Source organism: Kluyvera sp. CHPC 1.251, assembly GCF_036759945.1.
GTDB lineage: Bacteria > Pseudomonadota > Gammaproteobacteria > Enterobacterales > Enterobacteriaceae > Kluyvera > Kluyvera sichuanensis.
In genome coordinates this window covers 157,975-172,577 of the sequence record NZ_JAPKIC010000002.1, presented here as the reverse complement: position 1 = coordinate 172,577, position 14,603 = coordinate 157,975, and the positions used below count along the sequence as shown (strand labels likewise).

Genomic DNA, 14,603 nt, shown 5'->3' with positions numbered 1-14,603 from the left:
GAAGTTTTGACTTCCCCAGTGCGCCCTTAGCTCAGTTGGATAGAGCAACGACCTTCTAAGTCGTGGGCCGCAGGTTCGAATCCTGCAGGGCGCACCATTTTCCTGAAATTCCCCCTACATTCTTCCCCTGGCAAGAGTGCGAATCTGCTCACATAATGTTCACTGTTCGTTTGTCGAAACCAAAATACGTCAATTATACTGTATGAAATTACAGTATGTTAACGGAGGCAGTATGGACTACGAGATTAAGCAGGTTAAGCAACGTAAAATTGCCGGTTTTCATATGGTTGGCCCATGGGAACAGACGGTCAAACAGGGTTTTGAACAGCTGATGATGTGGGTCGACGGCCAGCAAATTCCTGCTCAGGAGTGGCTTGCCGTCTATTATGACAACCCGGATGAAGTGCCTGCTGAGAAGCTGCGCTGCGATACCGTAGTGTCGGTGGCCGATGATTTCGTCATCCCTGCCAACAGCGAAGGGGTGATGCTGGCGGAAGTGGCGGGCGGGCTGTATGCCGTCGCGCAGGCTCGCGTTATCAACCACGACTTCGCCACGCCCTGGTATCAGTTCTTTGATAGCGTCATGAAGGACGAAACCCATCAATGGGCACCAAAGCCCTGCTTTGAGATTTACCACAATAACGGGGCGGAAGAGGGCTACTGGGATATCGAAATGTTTATCGCGGTAGAGCCGAAGGCCTGACCTGAAAACGCCAGAGCGTAAAGTACGGCTCTGGCGTGGTCATCTGCTGGGCTAACGCCCTGTATCGCGGATGATTAACGCAATGCTTTTGCAATCGCGCTGAACATCAATGAGGCTTCCAGCGGCTGGGCGCTGAACGACGGTTCCGCCTGTGGCCAGGTTGACCACTGGACGATAACCAGATTTTCCGCGCGGTTGACCATGATCATCTGGCCATAGATCCCCAGCGCCCACATGGATCCTTTCAGCGAATCCTGCGGCGCTGGCACCACATTTTTAGCATTGGCTGGCACTTCGTTATTCCACCACTGATAGCCATAAAGCCCCTGCGGATGCGCCACGGAGACAGAATTTTTCGCCTTATTCCAGTCGGCCGACTGGGCAACCCAGTTTTCCGGCAGAATCTGCTTACCGTTCGGCAGACGGCCGTTGTTCAGCACGAATTCGCCGAACCGCCCCCAGTCTTCCAGCGTGGCGTTAAATCCATGTGCGCCAACATCATGCTGATTTTTGCTGTAGGCGTGCCACACGCCATCGCTCGCCATTCCGTACGGCTGCCAGATGTTTTGCTCAAGGTAGGCGGCAAGCGTCATGCCCGTTGCGCGTTCCAGCACATCGCCCAGTAACCAGGCGCCGCCGGAGGAGTAAGACCAGACTTCCCCCGCCGGGTGGGCGCGTTTCAGGCCTGAGACCAGCGTGCGGACGCAGTCGTAGGTCCCCGTGTGCGCTTCACACTGTGTGAGTTTGGCGAAATCAGACTGCGGATTCGCGTAATCTTCATTCCATGCGACGCCGGAGGTGTGCTGGATCAGCTGTTTCAGCGTCACACCGTCCCAGGCGGTGCCCTTCAGGTCGGGTTCATACCGGGTGACCAGATCGTCCATCGAGTGGATTTTTCCCTCTTTTAACGCTACGCCCACCAGCGTAGATACCACCGATTTCCCTACTGACCGGGAGGTCCAGAGCGTGGTGTCGGTGTTGCCTTCGCCCAGGTATTTCCAGGCAATTTTACCGTCTTTCAGCACCAGCATGCCGCTGACGTTCTGGCGTTTAAGGTAGTCCTGGAGCGTCCACTGTTTGCCGTTGACCTCATAGCTCGCCTGCGTCAGCGGTTTTTCTGCCGCCATTAACGGCACGGATTTTCCATGATGGAAAACATCGCCCTGATAATTGCGGTAGTCGTTACGAAAACCGATAACGCGCTCGGCCTGATCCCAGGTCAGCATGGTTTTGGTATCGGGCAGGGTGGTATCAAAAGGGGCCGGGCAGGCGGTGAGTTCTGTGCCTTCACAGGCGGCCATGGCAGGAGAGGACAGAAGTGATCCAGCCACCAGACTTGCCAGCAGACAGTACTTTGCAGGTAAGGATTTATGTTTATTATTCATAGCGTTCTCGATTTTAGTTATACCCATAGACACGTTATCCCGGCGGGGTGACGGGATGGGTGCAGTATAAAAATCGCCGCACTATAATAAAAAACGCGTAATGGGGGAAAAACCCCCACATGTACTGTAAAAGGAGCCAGCGTGCCGTCACTGTCTTACTCATTTTCTCAGCTTGAAGCCTTCACCGCCGTCGCAGAGCACGGCAGCCTGATGAAGGCCGCGATGAAGCTGGAGAAAGATCGCACTACGCTTCGCGATCTTATCGATCTGCTGGAAGATGGCCTTGGCTACCCACTGTTTGTCCGCCAGGGGCGATCGCTGCAGCTGACGGCAGAAGGTGAACAGCTTCATCGCCAGGCGCACCTGCTGATGCGTCAGGCCAGAGCGTTCGAACAGTTTGCCCGTCAGGTGCCGTCAACGGAGGTTCAGGAGTTGGGCATCGTCTACGATCCCTTTACGCCACGCCGTTTTTTGCAGGCATTAATTACCCAGATGGCGACGCGGGGGATCCGCCTGAGCCTGAGATGCACTTCACGCGCTGAAGGTGAAAAAGCGCTGGCGAGCGGGCAGGCCGATCTGGGCTTCTTTCAGGCCAACAACCACAGCGTCGGCAGCGATATGGAGTGGCGCGCGCTCGGCGCCATCGACATGGATTTTTACGCCGCAGAGTCGCTGTTTGTCGATGTCGCGCGCCCATGTTCACTGCTTGATCTCTCTTTGACGCCGCAGGTGGTGATGCACTCTGCGAGCGACGTTCCTATGGCACGGCGGCTGCAAATCTCCGGCAATATCATTGTGGCCAACGAGCTTGAAATGCTGCGCAGCCTGATGGAGGCAGGGTGCGGATGGGGATTTTTACCGACCCATTTTGAGGCGGCACGCTGGAAACATGTTTCGGCGATTCCCACGGTGGTGGGTAACGAAGGTATTAGCCAGACCATGGTGACCATCTGGCGACCGGGTAGCGAAAAGCGGCTGTTGATTGATGACACGCTCACCCGCCTGTCTGCGTTGTGGCGGGAGAGGAGTACGCGCGCGGCTTAAACCCGCCGTTTGTCCGCCACAATCACCAGACCAATGCCGGAAAGAGTGATAATAATCGCCAGCAGCATACGCATATCAATGGCTTCGCCCATAAAGACCAGTCCGCCCAGTGCGGCAAGGCAGGGGACGCTGAGCTGCAGCGTACTGGCGGTGGTGGGGCTGAGCTGAGGTAATAGCGAATACCAGAGCAGATAGGCCCCGCCGGACATCAGTGCCCCGGAGAGCACTGCCAGCATCAGCCCTACAGCATCCGCACGGATGTGAAAACCACTGAGCAGCAGCACCGCCAGTGCCATCGGAACCGCCAGAATGAAATTCCCGGTGGTGGCCGCGGCTGCATTTTGTACCCTCTTGCCGGTAATGCAGTATACGGCCCACGCCGCGCCGGACAGGATCATCAACAGCAACGCGCTGCCGGAAGGATGTCCCGCACCGGGCAGCAGCAACAGCGCCAACCCACCCATCGCCCCCAGCATTCCGAGACTTTTCAGCGCGGTCAGGCGCTCGCCGCGCATCAGCCCCCATCCTGTCATTACGCACTGTACGGTGCCGAACAACAGCAGCGCCCCGGCGGCGGTGGTTAACGACAGATAGGCCAGAGAGAAGGCAAACACGTAAGTCGCCAGCAGTGCGGCATTAACCCAGTTGAACTCAGGCTTGCGGCGTAGACCCGGTAACTGTAGCAGCAGAAAAAGCGCTATCGCCCCGCTTAGCAGGCGCACGCTGCTAAACGATACTGCATCCATATGCAGCCCCTTCAGCGCCAGCCTGCAAAGTAGTGAGTTGGCGGCAAAGGCGACCATAGCCAGGATAATTTTGAGCAGCACGGAGAAGTCCTCTGAGGGCGATGGAATAATTATGCATGAAGCCACACGGCGGCGGCATATTGTTTTGTGCGCTGGACCGCGAACAACAGCATGAATTTTTTGTGGTTATTCCCCGTCTCTACTACTGATTGATACTTGATCACATTTTGATAATGAGTATAGTTCTCGATCTCATTTTTATTCATTGTTGTTATCCGGCTGGCTCAGTAATCGGTGAGAGCATTTCACAGGGTGATTCTGGGGCGTGAGAAGCGAGAAACCCGTTGGGACCGGCAATGAATTTTTTATTCGATACCAAGGGATGCTCTCATGAAAACAAAACTCTCCGTGCTGGCACTGGCGATAAGCACCGTGCTGCCTGCGGCCTATGCCGCAACCTCTGAAAATGCCACAACCGGTAAAAACCAGCCTGAAACGATGGTGGTTCAGGGCGTTGATGGCAGCGATTTCAAAGCCGGTGGCGAAGAACTGGTGCCGGCTTACCTCGATGGACAAATTGCCCACGGTGGGCGCCTGGGGATGCTCGGTGAGCAGAAGGCGATGGATGTACCGTTCAACGTCATCGGCTACACCTCGAAGCTGGTACAGGATCAACAGGCTAAAACCATTGCTGACGTGGTCAAAAACGACGCGGGTGTGCAGGCGGTACAGGGCTACGGTAACTTTGCGGAAACCTACCGTATTCGTGGTTTTAAGCTCGATGGTGATGATATGACCATGGGCGGCCTCTCCGGCGTGGTGCCGCGTCAGGTGATGGACACCCAGATGCTGGAGCGCATCGAAGTGTTCAAAGGGGCGAACGCGCTGGTGAACGGCGCGGCAAGTTCTGGCGTCGGCGGGATGATTAACCTTGAGCCGAAGCGGGCTGAAGACATTCCAACCACGCGCGTCGGCGTGGATTACACCTCCGACTCTCAGGTGGGCGGCTCGCTGGATGTTGGGCGTCGTTTTGGTGACGACAACCAGTATGGCGCGCGCGTGAACGTGCTGCACCGTGAAGGGGAAGGGCGCATAGACAACGACAACCGCCGTACCACCCTGGCGTCGCTGGGCCTTGACTATCGCGGTGACCGCCTGCGCTCCTCGCTGGATTTTGGCTATCAGAAAAAGACCTTCCACGGCGGTGAGATGGGCGTTGGCGTAGCCAATATTGCGCAAATTCCAGCGGTACCGGACGCCACCAAAAGCTACGCGCAGAAGTGGGGCTATAGCGACATCGAAAACGAATTCGGGATGGTGAAAACCGAGTATGACCTGACCGACAACTGGACGACCTACGCCGGGCTGGGCGCGCAGCACGCGCATGAAATCGGCACCTACGCTGCGCCGAAGTTAACTAACGTCGACGGTACTGCCACCGTCGGTCGTCTGGATACCAACCGCATTATCGACAGCTTTAGCGGCATGGGCGGCATCCGCGGTAGCTTCAATACTGGCGTAGTCTCTCATAAAGTGAATGTGGGCTACTCAGCACAGATACGTCGCGATGCGACGGCCTGGCGTATGTCAGACAGCACCAAAAACCCGACTATCAATATCTACAACAGTCATGACGTGGACATGCCGGATTACAAGCCGAATCCAAAAGGCGGCCACTATGACGATCCGCTGACCACCGCGCGCAACCGTACCCAGGGCTGGCTGCTTAGCGATACGCTGGGCTTCTTCGACGATAGCCTGCTGTTTACCGCCGCCGCGCGTCACCAGAAGGTGGTGATCCGTAACTATGATAATCAGACCGGTCTTGAAACCACCACTTCAAGCTTTACCGAAAGCCGCTGGATGCCGACGTTTGGCCTGGTGTACAAACCGTGGGAGACGCTCTCGCTGTACGCCAACCATACCGAAGCGCTGCAGCCAGCAAACAATGCGCCGATAACGGCGAAAAACTACGGTCAAAGCATCGGTATTGCCCACTCTAAGCAGGACGAAGTGGGCATAAAAATTGACTACCAGCGCGTTGGGGGCTCGCTGTCGTTGTTCCAGATAACCAAGCCTTCTGGCGTGCTGGATAGCGATAAGTACTACCGAATGGACGGCGAGCAGCGTAACCGCGGTGTGGAGCTGAACGTCTTTGGTGAGCCAGTGCTCGGCCTGCGCCTGACCGGCAGTACGCTGTGGATTGATCCTGAATTGACCAAAACCGCAGGCGGCACTAATGATGGGAACGATGCAATTGGTGTCTCCCGCTTCTACGCGGTGCTGGGGGCAGAATACGACATCAAACCGATTGATGGGCTGACGGCCACCGCGCGTGTGAACCACACCGGCTCTCAGTATGCTGATACCGCCAACACCAAAAAGCTCGATAGTTACACGACGCTGGATCTGGGAATGCGTTACCGCATGCACCTGAATCAGGAGCAGAACGATCTGGTGTGGCGCGTGGGTGTAACCAACGTGACCAACCAGAACTACTGGTCTGGCGCGGATGACACCGGCGTCTATATCTTCCAGGGCGAACCGCGCACCTTAAAAGTCTCGGTTAGCTACGACTTCTAAGTCATTGCTAAAATAGGGTTATTGCCCCGAAAGCGCGTGCTTTTCGGGGCTTTTTACATCTGGGGAGCCGGTGCTGATGGCCTTGCGGCAAGCGGCGCTAAGTGTTAAAAGGTGCCCCTTCATAAAAATGCTAAGGGGATAGACGTGAAAAACGCGTCATCAGCATCCAGCCAGAATCAATCGGATGCATCGTCGGATAATAGCCCGACGCTTCACCGCGGATTACAAAACCGCCATATTCAATTAATCGCCCTCGGGGGCGCTATCGGCACCGGCCTGTTCCTCGGCATTGGCCCAGCCATCCAAATGGCAGGCCCAGCGGTCGTGCTGGGTTACGCCATCGCCGGCGTTATCGCTTTTCTGATCATGCGCCAGCTTGGCGAGATGGTAGTGGAAGAGCCAGTATCAGGGTCATTTGCCCATTTTGCTTATAAATACTGGGGGCCGTTCGCCGGATTTCTTTCCGGCTGGAACTACTGGGTAATGTTCGTGCTGGTGGGTATGGCCGAACTGACCGCCGCCGGGATCTATATGCAATATTGGCTGCCGCATGTCCCAACCTGGATCTGGGCGGCAGGCTTCTTTGTGCTGATTAACGCCGTGAACCTGGTCAACGTGCGCCTGTATGGTGAAACCGAGTTCTGGTTTGCGCTGATTAAAGTGCTGGCGATTATCGGCATGATTGGCTTCGGTATCTGGATGCTGACGACCGGCAACGGCGGTGAGCACGCCAGCATTGATAACCTCTGGCGCGACGGCGGCTTCCTCGCAACCGGCTGGAAAGGGCTGATTCTGTCGCTGGCGGTGATCATGTTCTCCTTCGGTGGATTGGAGCTTATCGGTATTACGGCGGCGGAAGCGCGCAGCCCGGAGACCACGATCCCGAAAGCGGTGAACCAGGTGGTGTACCGTATTCTGCTGTTCTATATCGGCTCGCTGATTGTGCTACTGGCGCTCTACCCATGGCAGGGCATTCAGTCTGACAGCAGCCCGTTTGTGATGATCTTCCACAATCTGGACAGTAACGTTGTGGCATCGGCGCTGAACTTCGTCATTCTGGTGGCTTCGCTGTCGGTCTATAACAGCGGCGTTTACTCCAATAGCCGCATGCTGTTTGGTCTTTCCGTGCAGGGAAATGCGCCACGCTTCCTGACGAAAGTCAGCAAACGCGGCGTGCCGGTGAATTCACTGCTGCTTTCTGGTGCTATCACTTCGCTGGTGGTGCTGGTCAACTATCTGCTGCCGCAAAAAGCCTTTGGCCTGCTGATGGCGCTGGTGGTGGCGACGCTGCTGCTGAACTGGATTATGATCTGCATGGCACACCTCAAGTTCCGCGCCGCCATGCGCCGTAAAGGCCGCGAAGCGAAGTTCAAAGCGCTGTGGGCGCCGGCCAGCAACTACGTGTGTATCGCCTTCCTGCTGATGATCCTCGTGCTGATGTGCACCATGGACGGCATGCGTCTGTCGGCGATTCTGCTGCCGGTGTGGGTGCTATTCCTGTTCGTCGCCTTCAAAACCTTGCGCCGCAAAGCGTAAGTTTTCCCGCCCGGGCTGCTTATCTCACGTAGCCCGGGCGAGCGCATGCGACCCCGGAATGCACCGCCCATTTTCGTCGTGTTCATCTCCCCCAGCGATTCCCTTCTGAAAGTTGCCTGTTTTTTAATCGTGACTCTTCTCCCAAATTGACAACGGCAAACGGGATCTTCTTTTTGTAATCGATTACTTTTCTTCTGAGTTAGTTTTGTAATCGATTACTTTTAAGGGTGAAAACATGGTGTCTACAACGGAAAGTCGTGAACAAATCGGCGTACAGCACCGGCTGTTAGTCCCGCGCCTGTCGTTAATGATGTTTATGCAGTTTTTTATCTGGGGAAGCTGGTCGGTGACGCTTGGCCTGGTGATGACCCAGTACAACATGTCGCTGCTGATTGGCGATGCCTTCTCGGCGGGGCCGATTGCTTCGATCCTGTCGCCGTTCGTCCTCGGGATGCTGGTTGACCGCTTCTTCCCGTCGCAAAAGGTAATGGCAGTGATGCACCTGCTCGGTGCGGCGATTCTGTGGTTTGTGCCGCAGGCGCTGGTGGCGGAAAACGGCGCGCTGCTGATTGCGCTGCTGTTCGGCTACACGCTGTGCTACATGCCAACGCTGGCGCTGACCAACAACATCGCGTTCCATAGCCTGAGCAATATCGACAAAACCTTCCCGGTGGTGCGCGTGTTCGGCACTATCGGCTGGATTGTCGCTGGGATCTTTATCGGCGTGACCGGCATCTCCGACACCACCGGCATCTTCACGCTGGCGGCGCTGTGCTCGGTGGTGCTGGCGGTCTATAGCCTGACGCTGCCACATACGCCGGCTCCGGCGAAAGGGCAGCCGCTCAAGCTGCGCGACCTGTTCTGCGCCGATGCTTTTGCGTTACTGAAAACCCGTCATTTCCTGGTGTTTGCCGTCTGCGCCACGCTGATTTCCGTACCGCTCGGCACCTACTACGCCTACACCGCCTCGTTCCTGGCGGACGCGGGCGTCGCGGATGTCAGTACCGCCATGTCCTTCGGCCAGATGTCGGAAATCTTCTTCATGCTGATTATTCCGCTGCTGTTTCGCCGCCTGGGCGTGAAGTACATGCTGCTCATCGGCATGCTGGCCTGGTTTGTTCGCTATATGTTCTTTGCGCTGGGCATCAATGAAGAGACGCGCTTCCTGCTGTACCTCGGCATCCTGCTGCACGGTGTCTGCTATGACTTCTTCTTCGTGGTGGGCTTTATCTACACCGACCGCGTGGCGGGCGAAAAGGTGAAAGGGCAGGCGCAGAGTATGGTGGTGATGTTCACCTACGGCATCGGCATGCTGCTGGGTTCGCAGATTTCCGGCTCGCTCTACAATCATCTGGTTGCCGGGCAAACCATTCCGGCAGCCTGGGTGAACTTCTGGTGGATCCCGGCGGTGGCCGCGGTGGTTATTGCACTGATTTTCCTTATCTCGTTCAAATATGACGAGAAAGCGCCGGCGTAATTTTTTTAAAAGGAGGGGATATGAAAACCATCAAGGGACCGGGCATTTTTCTGGCGCAGTTTATTGGCGCAGAGCCGCCGTTTAATACGCTCGATGGGCTAGCTGAATGGGCCGCAGGGCTGGGGTTTAAGGCGCTACAGCTGCCGTGCAACCACCCGGGGATTTTCGATCTGCAGCAGGCGGCGACCAGCCAGACTTACTGTGACGACATCGCCGGAAGGCTTGCTGAACGTGGGCTGGTCATTAGCGAACTCTCTACGCACCTGGAAGGCCAACTGGTAGCCGTGAATTCGGCCTACGACAGCGCGTTTGACGCTTTTGCCCCAGCGACGCTACGCGGCAACCCGGTGGCGCGTCAGCAGTGGGCGGTTGAGCGCGTGAAAAATGCGGCGCGAGCGTCGGCGCGTCTGGGATTGAAGGCGCATGCCACTTTCTCCGGGGCGCTGGCGTGGCCTTACTTCTACCCGTGGCCGCCGCATAACGCGCGGCTGCTGGATGAAGCGTTTAACGAACTGGCTAGCCGCTGGTGGCCTATCCTGGACTGCTTTGACGAGCACGGTGTCGATCTGTGCTACGAAATTCACCCCGGTGAAGACCTGCACGACGGCGTGACCTTCGAGCGCTTCCTGGCGAAGGTGGATAACCACCCGCGCTGTCACATGCTCTACGACCCGAGCCATTTGCACCTACAGAATATCGACTACCTGGCGTATCTCGATATCTACCATTCGCGCATTCGGGCGTTCCACGTCAAGGACGCGGAGTTCGAGCGCAACGGGCGCAGCGGCGTCTACGGTGGTTATCAGAACTGGCTGGAGCGTGCCGGGCGTTTTCGCTCGCTCGGCGACGGCGATATCGATTTTAAAAAGATTTTCAGCAAACTCAGCCAGTACGATTTTGACGGCTGGGCGGTGATGGAGTGGGAGTGCTGCCTGAAAGATGCGCAGACTGGGGCGCGTGAAGGCAGCGAATTTATCAAACGGCATATCATTCCCGTATCCGCACGGGCCTTTGATGACTTTGCCGCAGGCAGCGAGGTACGCGGATGATTCAGGTAGGCATTGTTGGCTCGGGTTTTATTGGCCCGGCGCATATTGAAGCGCTGCGCCGCCTGGGGTTTGTTGAGGTGGTGGCGCTATGCGACGCCTCGCTTGCACTAGCGCAGGAGAAGGCGCGACAGCTTAATATTCCACACGCTTACAGCGACGTTGACGCGCTGCTGGCGCACCCTGGGCTGCAGGTGGTGCATAACTGCACTCCGAACTTTTTGCATGCCGAGGTGAACCGGCAGATCCTGCTGGCGGGGAAGCATGTATTCTCTGAAAAGCCGTTATGTATGACCTCAGATGAGGCGCGCGAACTGGTTAAGATGGCTGAAGAGGCGGGCGTGGTGCACGGCGTGAGCTTTGTCTATCGCCAGTTTGCAATGGTGCAGCAGGCGGCGAGCATGATGCGCGACGGCAGCGCCGGGCGGCTCTTCTCCGCCTACGGTGGCTATCATCAGGACTGGATGCTGCTGGAAAACGACTTCAACTGGCGCGTGGATGCGCAGCAGGGCGGCGTTTCCCGGGCGGTGGCCGATATTGGCTCGCACTGGTGCGATACGGTGCAGTTTGTCACCGGACGGCGTATCGTCGAGGTGATGGCCGACCTCGCGATCGTCTGGCCGACGCGCAAAGCCAGCCTCGGGTTGCAGGCAACCTTCAGCGATCAGCCTGATTCCTCCGGGTACCAGGACGTGCCGGTAAACACCGAAGATGCCGGTTCAGTGCTGTTCCGCTTTGACGATGGTAGCAAAGGCTGCTTTAGCGTCTCGCAGGTGAGCGCGGGGCGCAAAAACCGTCTCCACTTTGATATCAACGCCAGCGCCTGTTCACTGGCCTGGGATCAGGAAACGCCGCAGCAGCTGTGGATTGGTCATCGTAGCCAGCCCAACCAGATGCTGAGCGATGACCCCAGCCTGTTGAACCGCGACGTCGCCGGGCAGGCGCACTTCCCCGGTGGGCATAACGAAGGTTGGCCGGACGCGTTTAAAAACATGATGCTCAATTTCTATCAGGCGGTGCGTGCAGGGGGGATGCCGCAGGAACGTGAACGTCGCTTTGCCTCATTTAGCGAGGGAGCGAACGTCATGTATCTTATTGATGCAATTGTGAAAAGCCATCAGCAGCGGCGCTGGATCAGCGTCGAACAATAACCGTGCGCCCGGTACGCCGGGCCCGTTTTTATGGTAGCCTGCACGCAAAGCGTTAATTGCAGGGAACGGCATAGCATGTCAATTCAGAAAATCGCCCAGCTGGCGGGCGTGTCGGTCGCCACCGTATCGCGGGTGTTGAACAACAGCGAAACGGTGAAAGCGAAGAACCGCGAGCGGGTGCTTCAGGCTATCAAAGAGAGTAACTATCAACCGAACCTGCTGGCGCGCCAGCTGCGCACGGCGCGTAGCTCGATGATCCTGGTGATGGTGTCAAACATCGCCAACCCGTTCTGTGCGGAAGTGGTGAAGGGTATTGAAGAGGAAGCGGAGAAAAACGGCTATCGCATTTTGCTCTGCAACTCCGGCTCTGATATCGAACGTTCGAAGTCTGGCCTGCGTCTGCTGACCGGCAAGATGGTGGACGGCATTATCACCATGGATGCGTTTGCGCGCTTGCCGGAACTGACCACGGTGATTGGCGACGCACCGTGGGTGCAGTGTGCCGAATATGCCGATGCGGGGGACGTTTCCTGCGTTGGTATTAACGATGTTGATGCGGCCCAGCATGCGGTAGGCTATCTGGCGGCGCAGGGTCATCAACGTATTGCCCTGATTAACCATGATTTAAGCTACAAATACGCCCGCCTGCGCGAGCAGGGCTATCAGGACGTGCTGCAACAACAGGGGCTCGATTTCGCGGCGGTAGAATATGCCGACGATCTCAGCGCGGCGGCGGGCAAGGCGGCGATGAAAAACCTGCTGGCGATGAACCCGCGCCCGGATGCGGTGTTTGCCATCTCGGATTCACTGGCGGCAGGGGCTATTCGCGCTATTGAACAAGCCGGGCTGCGCGTACCGGAAGATATCGCCGTGGTGGGTTTCGACGGCACGGAGCTGGCGGAAATGGTCTCGCCGCAGCTTACCACCGTGCAGCAGCCATCAAGAGAGATTGGCGCTAAAGCGGTCACGCTGCTGCTTAACAAAATCGACAACCCGGACGTTGCCCCAGAGCGGGTGATGCTGGAGTGGCGCTTTATTCCCCGCGCCAGCGCATGATATTAGTATTGCCGGATGGCGCTGCGCTTATCCGGCCTACAACGGCTGCTGGATGATGCTTCGTTCATCCGGCCTATAATACGTCTCCTGTAGGCCGGATAAGGCGTTTACGCCGCCATCCGGCAATGCTGACCCTACCGCCTGATAACCACCAACAGTCCGCACACCACCAGCCCCGTCCCCAGCAACTGCTCCACTGACAGCGGCTCGTCCAGCAGCCACCAGCTAAACAGAATGGTCAGAATCGGCCCAATTAACCCAATCAATACTGCCTTCGCTGCGCCGATACGGTGAATAGCCGACGATAGCCAGAATATCGGCATCACCGTGGAAAACACCGCCATACCTGCGCTGTAGGCATACACCTGCCACGGCAGATTGAGTGCGGCAACGGGGCGGGTGGCAAAAAAGTGCACCTGAGTTGCCGCAATCGACACCAGCAGTGCCAGCATTGAAAACGGGATCGCCCCCATGCGCCCGATGGCCACCTCCGCCCCAGCATTGTAAATGGCGTAGGTGATAGCACAGCCAAACACCAGTGAACCGCCAATCAGTACCGAATGGCTATCGGCGGTGAGTCCGAGGTCGTGCACAAAGGCAATCAGAATGCCGCCGTAAGAGAGCAGCATTGCCAGCAGCAGCTTTTTCTCAAAGGTTTTGCCGAGAAAAAAGACGCCAATCAAGATGGTCAGCATCGGGTAGGTAAAGAGAATCAACCGCTCCAGCCCGGCGGTAATATACTGCAGGCCCATAAAATCGAGCATTGCCGAAGCGTAATAGCCCGCCACCCCGAGCACCGCCAGCAGGGCGTAATCTTTGCGATGTAGCGTGGGTATTTTACGCAGCACCGGCAGTGCGGTGAGGGCAATCAGCGGCAGCGACATCGACATGCGCAGCATCAGCAACGTCACCGGGTCGACCGGTGCAACTTCGTAGGCCAGCTTGACGAATATCGCCTTAAACGAAAAGCCAAACGCCGCGAGTATTGCCAGCGAAAACCCGGCAACCCGGGAGGTGAGATGCAGCTTCACCGTACCTGTTCCTGTAGCTCGCTGATTTTTTGCCACATCAGTACCGGGTTGGAATACATCGGGAAGTGCCCGCAGTGGGGAATCTCAGCCAGCGTGACGCCGCGCTGTTCGATACCCGCCAGATAGCTCAGCGTGCTGTTCTGCTCACCGTACATAAACATTTTCGGGCAGGGCAGGTTTAAAAACTTCGCCATCAGGTCGCCGTGGTCGGAATAGTCCACCATTGAGGTAAAAATGGGCCTGACCGCAGCGGCCCGCACTTTATGCTTGAGGCTGGCGGCATACAGCGCGCTGGCCCACGCTGGTGACTGATGAGTACGGGCGATAAAATCGTCGAAGAACTGTTCATCATCGCCATCCGGATAATCAATCGCCTGACGGCTCAGGAAGCAATCTTCCGGGGCGATATTGCCCTCGATATCCACAAAGCTCAGCACCCGCTCGGGGTGGGCGTGCGCCAGCATCAGCGCGGTCAACCCGCCCATTGAGTGGCCGACGAGGTGAAAGCGCTGGAAGCCCAACCGATCAATCAGCGCGAGCGCCGTCTCGACTAAAAATGGAATCGAAATTTTCTGCAGGTTTGAGCATACCGTTTCCCCGCAGCCGGGGGCGTCGTAGGCGAGAAACGGTCGTCCGTCGAAGGCGGCGTGCCGCACGATATCGGCGTAGTCTTCTTTGGTTGAACCGAAACCGTGGAGAAATACAATCGGTTCACGATTACCGGTGCGATGAACGGCGGCCACCTGCATCGGCGTCGCTTGTACCGTTAGCGAAAGGCGCTCGCGGTGAAATTCGTGGGGCATAGTTACTCTTCTTATTCATTCGTGGGATGGCTATCGTCGCCG

Annotated in this window: 12 protein-coding genes and 1 tRNA gene; 9 read left to right on the top strand and 4 right to left on the bottom strand. The window is 57.0% G+C overall.

What is annotated here, in order from left to right:
• The first annotated feature begins 20 nt into the window (after positions 1-20).
• Both V6940_RS05235 and sbmC read left to right on the top strand, forming a co-directional pair.
• Positions 21-97 (top strand) — tRNA-Arg (locus V6940_RS05235).
• Positions 98-232: 135 nt separating this feature from the next.
• Positions 233-703: a DNA gyrase inhibitor SbmC gene (gene sbmC / locus V6940_RS05230; protein WP_333495100.1), complete on the top strand. Its 471-nt coding sequence runs from the start codon at positions 233-235 to the stop codon at positions 701-703.
• Between the two features lie 74 nt (positions 704-777).
• On the opposite strand, the gene V6940_RS05225 is transcribed toward sbmC, so the two are convergent.
• Positions 778-2,088 carry a serine hydrolase domain-containing protein gene (locus V6940_RS05225; protein ID WP_333495099.1) on the bottom strand — a complete coding sequence of 437 codons (1,311 nt, stop codon included), beginning with the start codon at positions 2,086-2,088 and terminating at the stop codon, positions 778-780.
• Between the two features lie 141 nt (positions 2,089-2,229).
• Here V6940_RS05225 and V6940_RS05220 point away from each other — a divergent pair, with 141 nt between their 5' ends.
• Entirely contained in the window at positions 2,230-3,132 is a 903-nt protein-coding gene (locus V6940_RS05220) for a LysR family transcriptional regulator (RefSeq protein WP_333495098.1), read from the top strand.
• Here the strand turns inward: V6940_RS05220 and V6940_RS05215 are convergent.
• Positions 3,129-3,959 carry a DMT family transporter gene (locus V6940_RS05215; protein ID WP_333495097.1) on the bottom strand — a complete coding sequence of 277 codons (831 nt, stop codon included), beginning with the start codon at positions 3,957-3,959 and terminating at the stop codon, positions 3,129-3,131. The genes V6940_RS05220 and V6940_RS05215 overlap by 4 nt on opposite strands.
• A gap of 309 nt (positions 3,960-4,268) precedes the next feature.
• Between V6940_RS05215 and V6940_RS05210 the strand changes: the two genes are divergently transcribed.
• From V6940_RS05210 to V6940_RS05185, 6 genes are all read left to right on the top strand, one after another.
• On the top strand, positions 4,269-6,461 hold the full coding sequence (locus tag V6940_RS05210; RefSeq protein ID WP_333495096.1) for a TonB-dependent receptor: 2,193 nt from the start codon (positions 4,269-4,271) through the stop codon (positions 6,459-6,461).
• 144 nt (positions 6,462-6,605) lie between these two features.
• Entirely contained in the window at positions 6,606-7,997 is a 1,392-nt protein-coding gene (gene pheP / locus V6940_RS05205) for a phenylalanine transporter (protein WP_333495095.1), read from the top strand.
• 235 nt (positions 7,998-8,232) lie between these two features.
• A complete protein-coding gene (locus V6940_RS05200; RefSeq protein ID WP_333495094.1) occupies positions 8,233-9,474 on the top strand; it encodes an MFS transporter in 1,242 nt (413 codons plus the stop codon).
• 20 nt (positions 9,475-9,494) lie between these two features.
• Positions 9,495-10,523, top strand: a complete 1,029-nt coding sequence (locus V6940_RS05195) for a sugar phosphate isomerase/epimerase family protein (RefSeq protein WP_333495093.1) — start codon at positions 9,495-9,497, stop codon at positions 10,521-10,523.
• Complete coding sequence (locus V6940_RS05190; RefSeq protein WP_333495092.1) at positions 10,520-11,671, top strand: Gfo/Idh/MocA family protein; 1,152 nt, start codon at positions 10,520-10,522, stop codon at positions 11,669-11,671. Before V6940_RS05195 ends, V6940_RS05190 begins: the two co-directional genes overlap by 4 nt.
• Before the next feature lie 75 nt (positions 11,672-11,746).
• Complete coding sequence (locus V6940_RS05185) at positions 11,747-12,727, top strand: LacI family DNA-binding transcriptional regulator (protein ID WP_333495091.1); 981 nt, start codon at positions 11,747-11,749, stop codon at positions 12,725-12,727.
• 134 nt (positions 12,728-12,861) lie between these two features.
• Here the strand turns inward: V6940_RS05185 and V6940_RS05180 are convergent, their stop codons facing one another.
• Positions 12,862-13,758 (bottom strand): DMT family transporter, encoded by an 897-nt coding sequence (locus tag V6940_RS05180; protein WP_333495090.1) that lies wholly within the window; start codon positions 13,756-13,758, stop codon positions 12,862-12,864.
• Positions 13,755-14,561, bottom strand: a complete 807-nt coding sequence (locus tag V6940_RS05175) for an alpha/beta fold hydrolase (RefSeq protein WP_333495089.1) — start codon at positions 14,559-14,561, stop codon at positions 13,755-13,757. Before V6940_RS05175 ends, V6940_RS05180 begins: the two co-directional genes overlap by 4 nt.
• Positions 14,562-14,603: the final 42 nt, after the last annotated feature.

Excerpts from the sequence above, each read along its gene's own strand:
- sbmC (WP_333495100.1), top strand. The coding sequence starts at position 233 with ATGGACTACGAGATTAAGCAGGTTAAGCAACGTAAAATTGCCGGTTTT.
- V6940_RS05225 (WP_333495099.1), bottom strand. The coding sequence starts at position 2,088 with ATGAATAATAAACATAAATCCTTACCTGCAAAGTACTGTCTGCTGGCA.
- V6940_RS05210 (WP_333495096.1), top strand. The coding sequence starts at position 4,269 with ATGAAAACAAAACTCTCCGTGCTGGCACTGGCGATAAGCACCGTGCTG.
- V6940_RS05200 (WP_333495094.1), top strand. The coding sequence starts at position 8,233 with ATGGTGTCTACAACGGAAAGTCGTGAACAAATCGGCGTACAGCACCGG.
- V6940_RS05195 (WP_333495093.1), top strand. The coding sequence starts at position 9,495 with ATGAAAACCATCAAGGGACCGGGCATTTTTCTGGCGCAGTTTATTGGC.
- V6940_RS05190 (WP_333495092.1), top strand. The coding sequence starts at position 10,520 with ATGATTCAGGTAGGCATTGTTGGCTCGGGTTTTATTGGCCCGGCGCAT.
- V6940_RS05185 (WP_333495091.1), top strand. The coding sequence starts at position 11,747 with ATGTCAATTCAGAAAATCGCCCAGCTGGCGGGCGTGTCGGTCGCCACC.
- V6940_RS05175 (WP_333495089.1), bottom strand. The coding sequence starts at position 14,561 with ATGCCCCACGAATTTCACCGCGAGCGCCTTTCGCTAACGGTACAAGCG.